Source organism: Nocardiopsis sp. NPDC058631 (assembly GCF_042716955.1).
In the GTDB taxonomy this organism is placed as follows: domain Bacteria; phylum Actinomycetota; class Actinomycetes; order Streptosporangiales; family Streptosporangiaceae; genus Nocardiopsis.
Map to the genome: position 1 here is coordinate 2,344 of NZ_JBHXQY010000164.1, position 5,696 is coordinate 8,039.

Consider the following 5,696-nt stretch of genomic DNA (forward strand, 5'->3'; position numbering starts at 1 on the left):
GGCGGCGGGGCGGCGGGGGGGGGGGGCCCCCGGCCGCGACCGTCGCACATCGGTCCGCGCCGGCTGTGGCGTCGGTGCTCCCCGGATCAGAGCACCGGCGCCGCTCGGTCCCGGTCCGGGGGCACCGGACCGGGGGCTTCGGGGTCTCAGTCGGTCAGCGCCCCGTCGATGGCCGCCACGAGGCTGCCGTTCGCGTCGTCGCCGTCGATGGACCAGATCATCACGCCGCCCATGCCCTGGGCCTGGGCCCAGTCGGTCTTCTGGGCGACGGCGGTCTCGTCGTCGTAGGTCCAGAGCGTCTGGCCGTCGTAGAGCCAGGCCGTTCCGGCCTCGTCGTTGCGGTGGAGTTCGAACCCGTCGCCGACGAGCTCACGGAGGGCCTTCCAGTCCTCTGTGCCGGTGCCGTAGGTGCCCTGCGCGGGGCCGGTCGCGGGTTGGAAGAGGCCGTCCCCGTCGGGTCCGGGCTCCACACCGGTCCACCCCTGGCCGTAGAAGGGGATGCCCAGGACGAGCTTGGCCGGGTCGACGCCGCGGTCGACGTAGGCCTGGTGGATGAGCTCGGACGAGATCACCGGTTCGGGGTCGCGGGCGTCGGTGACCAGGTTCGACTGGTGGTTGGTGACGGACTCCCACGTGCCGTGGTAGTCGTAGCCCTGGACGGTGACGAAGTCGAAGTTCGGCATGAGCGCGTCCAGCTCGAAACCGGCGTCCAGCCGCCAGCCGCCGGCGGGCAGGAAGGCGGTCAGCTCGTAGTGGCGGTCGTCCTCGGTGCCGCGCGCGTCCAGCTGGTCGCGGAACTCCTGGACCAGGGCGGTGAAGTTCTCCCTGTCCTCGGGACGGACGGTGTTGTGCGGGTTGCCGTCGGAGCCGGGCCACTCCCAGTCGAGGTCGATGCCGTCGAAGACGCCCCGGGCGGCGCCGTCGCCGCCCGCTCCGTTGAGCCGGGGCAGGTCGCCTCCGAGGTAGAGGTCGATGCAGGAGCTGACGAGCCGCTCACGCGACTCCTCGGTCAGCGCGGCGTCGGAGAAGTGCCGCGACCACTCCCAGCCGCCGAGGGAGATGCTGACGACCAGCTCGGGGTACTGCTCCTTGAGTTTGAGGAGCTGGTTGAAGTTGCCGCGCAGCGCCTGGTCGGGGTCGTCGGCGACGCCGTCGACGCTCTGGTCGGCGGGGACGGGGTGGCCGTAGTCGGCGAGGGCGTCACCCTGTCCCTCCTCGTCGGTCATGACGCACTCGCCGTCGGCGCCGACGTTGCCGAACGCGTACTGGATGTGCGTGAGCTTCTCGGCGCTGCCGCTGTCGACCAGGTCGCGGACGTGGTAGTCGCGCTCCGCGGGCCCCCACTGGGTGAAGTAGGCGACGGAGTAGCTGTCGTGGGAGGGGCCCCCGCCGCCCGCGCACGGGGAGCCGTTGACGAGACAGCCGACGGGGCCGGTGCCGCCGTCGGTGTGCAGGCCGTTGAAACCGAAGGAGTACTCGCCGCCCGCCGCGATGGTGGCGCCCCAGTGGGGCGGGGTGATGGTGTAGCCCTCGGCCGTGCCCGCCAGGCTCGCGTTCCACAGTTCGTGGATGCGGCTGCCGTCGGGCAGCGAGAACTCGACGGTCCAGTCGTCGACGGGGGCGTCCGAGGCGTTGTGGACGGTGATCTCACCGGTGTAGCCGGTGTTCCAGCGGGCCGACTCGACGTAGGTGACCGTCAGGTCGGAGGCGTTTGCCTCGGCTGCGGCGGCGGTGGACGGGGCGACCGCCAGTGGGGCGGCCAGCACTGCGGCGGCGAGGGCCGCGAGCAGGGTGCTGGAACGTCGTGCTCTCACGTCGGGAGATCTCCTGGTCATGAGCTGGGGGGTGGGGGAGCCCGTCGAACCGCCGAGCGTGTGGGATGGGCTGCGGCCGGTCGGGCGGGCGGAGTGCGCCGGTGCGCTCTCCTGACAGGGTGGTCCACGGGCGAAGTGAGGTCCGGGGATCGATCCGACGCCTCTGACGTGGGGGGATAAATTTTTAGGAAACTTAACTAATAATTACGGGTGGCGTCAACGGCCTCCCGCGAACTTTCTGGAGGAATCCCGCCCCGCTTTCGGCTTTTCCGAGCTGGAGGGGTGGACCGGCCTCCGGTGGCGTCCGTGTCCCCTTGTGGCCACCGGAATGCGTTGACTCCGCCTCGGTCGGATGCTAGATCCCGAGGCCGGAGGTCGCGGCGCACGGCGCCCTCCGGGTACGCCCTAGAGTGACGGCGTGGGAAACCCGTTGAATCTTCCGTTCGACCCGATCGAGCGCGCACACGACAACTGGACGCGCAGATGGGGTGCCTCGCCCGCGATGGCGGCGGTCACCTCGGTCATGCGCGCGCAGCAGATCCTCATCGGCGAGCTGGACGGCGCTCTCAAGCCGTTCGGTCTGACCTTCGCCCGTTACGAGGCACTCGTCCTGCTCACCTTCAGCGCCTCCGGCTCCCTGCCCCTGGGAAAGATCGGGGAGCGCCTCATGGTGCACCCGACCAGCGTCACCAACACCATCGACCGGTTGGAGGGGCAGGGCTTCGTGCGCCGCCGCCCCAACCCGAGCGACGGGCGCGGTGTGCTGGCCGACATCACCGACACCGGTCGCGCGGTCACCGAGGAGGCGACCCGGGCGCTGTTGGGCATGGACTTCGGGCTGGGTTGCTACTCCGACGAGGAGCTGTGGCGCATGCACGAGACGTTCACCAAGCTCAGGGTGGACTTCGGCGACTTCCCCGCGCCCGTCGCCGAGGGCGTCGAGGGTCGCTGACCCGCCCGTCCCGAGGAGGGGCGCCGCGGACGTCTTTCCTGTACATATTTAGTTGGACGTCCTACTATTTTGCCATGGCGAACACCACGAGCGACCCCACCGACGGCGGCGGAGCCCAGGAGATCGAGGCCGGGCGCGAGCGCTGGCAGCGCCGCTACGACGCGGCGCGCACACGCGACGCCGACTTCACGTCCCTGTCCGGACGCCCCCTGCAACCGGTCTACGGGCCCGCACCCGGCTCCGAGGTGCCCGGGTTCGAGCGCGTCGGCTGGCCGGGGGAGTTCCCCTACACGCGCGGCCTCTATCCCACCGGCTACCGGGGGCGGGCGTGGACCATCCGCCAGTTCGCCGGTTTCGGCAACGCGCGACAGACCAACGAGCGCTACAAGATGATCCTCGCCTCCGGGGGAGGCGGGCTCTCGGTCGCGTTCGACATGCCCACCCTCATGGGCCACGACTCCGACTCGCCCCACGCCCTGGGAGAGGTCGGCCACTGCGGGGTGGCGATCGACTCCGTGGCCGACATGGACCTGCTCTTCGACGGCATCCCGCTCGGCGACACCACGACCTCCATGACCATCAGCGGCCCCGCCATCCCGGCGTTCTGCATGTACCTGGTCGCCGCCGAGCGGCAGGGCGTCGACATCCGCACGCTCAACGGCACGCTCCAGACCGACATCTTCAAGGAGTACATCGCCCAGAAGGAGTGGCTGTACCCGCCGGAGCCCCAGCTGCGGCTGATCGGCGACCTCATGGAGTACTGCGCGGAGCACATCCCCGCGTACAAGCCGCTGTCGGTGTCGGGCTACCACATCCGCGAGGCCGGGTCCACGGCCGCGCAGGAGCTCGCCTACACGCTCGCCGACGGCTTCGGCTACGTGGAGCTCGGACTCTCGCGCGGGCTCGACGTGGACGCGTTCGCGCCCGGGCTGTCGTTCTTCTTCGACGCGCACATCGACTTCTTCGAGGAGATCGCCAAGTTCCGCGCCGCCCGGCGCATCTGGGCGCGCCGGCTCAGGGACGTCTACGGAGCCCGGACCGAGAAGGCCCAGTGGCTGCGGTTCCACACGCAGACCGCAGGCGTCTCCCTCACCGCCCAGCAGCCCTACAACAACGTGGTCCGGACCGCGGTCGAGGCCCTCGCCGCGGTGCTCGGCGGCACGAACTCGCTGCACACCAACGCCCTGGACGAGACCCTGGCGCTGCCGACGGAGCAGTCCGCCGAGATCGCCCTCCGCACCCAGCAGGTCCTGATGGAGGAGACCGGGATCGTCAACGTGGCCGACCCGCTCGGTGGTTCCTGGTACCTGGAGTCGCTCACCGACGAGCTGGAGGCCGAGGCGGAGCAGATCTTCGAGCAGATCCTGCGGATGGGCGGGGGGCAGGACGCCGAGCACGCGATCGGCCCGATGACCTCCGGCATCCTCGCCGGGATCGAGAACGGCTACTTCAGCTCGGAGATCGCCGAGTCCGCGTTCCAGTACCAGCAGGCCCTGGAGAAGGGCGACAAGCGGATCGTGGGGGTCAACTGCCACACCAGCACGGTCTCCGGTGAGCTGGACATCCTCCGGATCAGCCACGAGGTGGAGCGCGAGCAGAAGCGCGAGCTGGCCGAGCGCCGGGCCCGGCGCGACGGCGCCGCGGTGGACGCGGCCCTGGCCGCCCTCCTCCAAGGGGCCCGGGCCGGAGACCGCAACCTCATCCCGCTGATCATGGACGCGGCCCGCGCCGAGGCCACGATGGGCGAGATCTGCGCCGCGATGGGGGAGGAGTTCGGGACCTACACCGAGGACCCGCGCTTTTGAGATCCGCGCCTCCCCAGACCCGCACGGGCCTCTCCGGAACCCTCCGGCGGGGCCCGTCGTTCGTACCGCGGGGGCCCGGGAGGGGAGGCCCACCCCCCAGCTCTCCCAGGGTGGTCCACGCCCTCCCCGCGGATACGGCAGGATGGAAGCATGCAGCCTTCGGACTTTTCACCGAACAGTGCCGTTGACCTCGGCGCGCGCAAGGCGGCCATGGAACGTGAGGCCAAACAGCGCGCGGCGGAGTCGGCGGGTCGATCCAACCCCTACGCCTTCGACGTCGACGAGTCCACCTTCCAGGCCCAGGTCCTGGAACGGTCCATGACCGCCCCCGTCGTACTGGCCGTCCTCGCCGGCTGGTCCGACCAGTCCAAGCAGTTCGAGGACGTCCTGGACAAGCTCTCGGCGGCCTCCGGCGGGAACTGGTTCCTGGCCAAGGTCGACAGCGACGCCAGCCCACAGCTGGTCCAGGCCCTCCGGGTGCCGACCAGCCCGATGATCATCGTGGCCGTCCAGGGGCAGCTCCTGCCCGGACCTGCGGGTCCGGCGACCGAGGAGCAGCTGACCGGCTGGCTCACCGAGGCGTTCGCCGCCCTCCAGGAACAGGGTGCCCTGCCCCCGGGCCACCCCGGCACCCTGGCGGGTGAGCCGGGCCCCGAGGCAGCCGACGCCGGGCAGCCGGAGGAGCCGCAGGGGCGCCCGGTGGACATCGAGGCACAGGAGGCTCTGGACCGGGGCGACTTCGACGCCGCCGCGGCCGTCTACGCCAAAGCCGTCGAGGCCGACCCGGGAGACACCGAGTCGCGCAGCAAGCTCGCCCAGGTCGGCCTGGTGGGCCGCCTCCAGGAAGTGGACCCCGACGCGGCCCGTGCGGCCGCCGACGCCGACCCGGCGGACGTGGGCGCCCAGACCACCGCGGCCGACATCGACATGTACGGCGGCAAGTTCGAGGACGCCTTCGACCGCCTCATCGCCACGGTCAGGATCACGCGCGACGACGACCGCGACCGGGCGCGTACGCACCTGCTCGGGCTGTTCGACCTGCTGCCGCCCGGCGACCCGCGTGTGAACGCGGCCCGGCGCAAGCTCACCTCCGCGCTGTTCTGACGGGGCAGCCAACCCCGGCCG

4 protein-coding genes are annotated in these 5,696 nt (G+C 71.0%); 3 read left to right on the forward strand and 1 reads right to left on the reverse strand.

The genetic code is table 11. The features are described from left to right. Window positions 1-146: 146 nt before the first annotated feature. Window positions 147-1,814, reverse strand: coding sequence for a glycosyl hydrolase family 18 protein (locus tag ACFWTE_RS29200; protein ID WP_378783142.1), 1,668 nt, complete (start codon window positions 1,812-1,814; stop codon window positions 147-149). A 430-nt stretch (window positions 1,815-2,244) separates the two neighbouring features. Here ACFWTE_RS29200 and ACFWTE_RS29205 point away from each other — a divergent pair, with 430 nt between their 5' ends. From ACFWTE_RS29205 to ACFWTE_RS29215, 3 genes are all read left to right on the forward strand, one after another. Next, complete coding sequence (locus ACFWTE_RS29205; protein ID WP_378783145.1) at window positions 2,245-2,766, forward strand: MarR family transcriptional regulator; 522 nt, start codon at window positions 2,245-2,247, stop codon at window positions 2,764-2,766. 74 nt (window positions 2,767-2,840) lie between these two features. Next, window positions 2,841-4,571, forward strand: coding sequence for a methylmalonyl-CoA mutase (locus ACFWTE_RS29210; RefSeq protein WP_378783143.1), 1,731 nt, complete (start codon window positions 2,841-2,843; stop codon window positions 4,569-4,571). Window positions 4,572-4,721: 150 nt separating this feature from the next. Beyond that, the gene (locus ACFWTE_RS29215) at window positions 4,722-5,675 is read left to right on the forward strand and encodes a tetratricopeptide repeat protein (protein ID WP_378783144.1); all 954 of its coding nucleotides are present in this window, start codon (window positions 4,722-4,724) and stop codon (window positions 5,673-5,675) included. The last annotated feature ends 21 nt before the right edge of the window (window positions 5,676-5,696 follow it).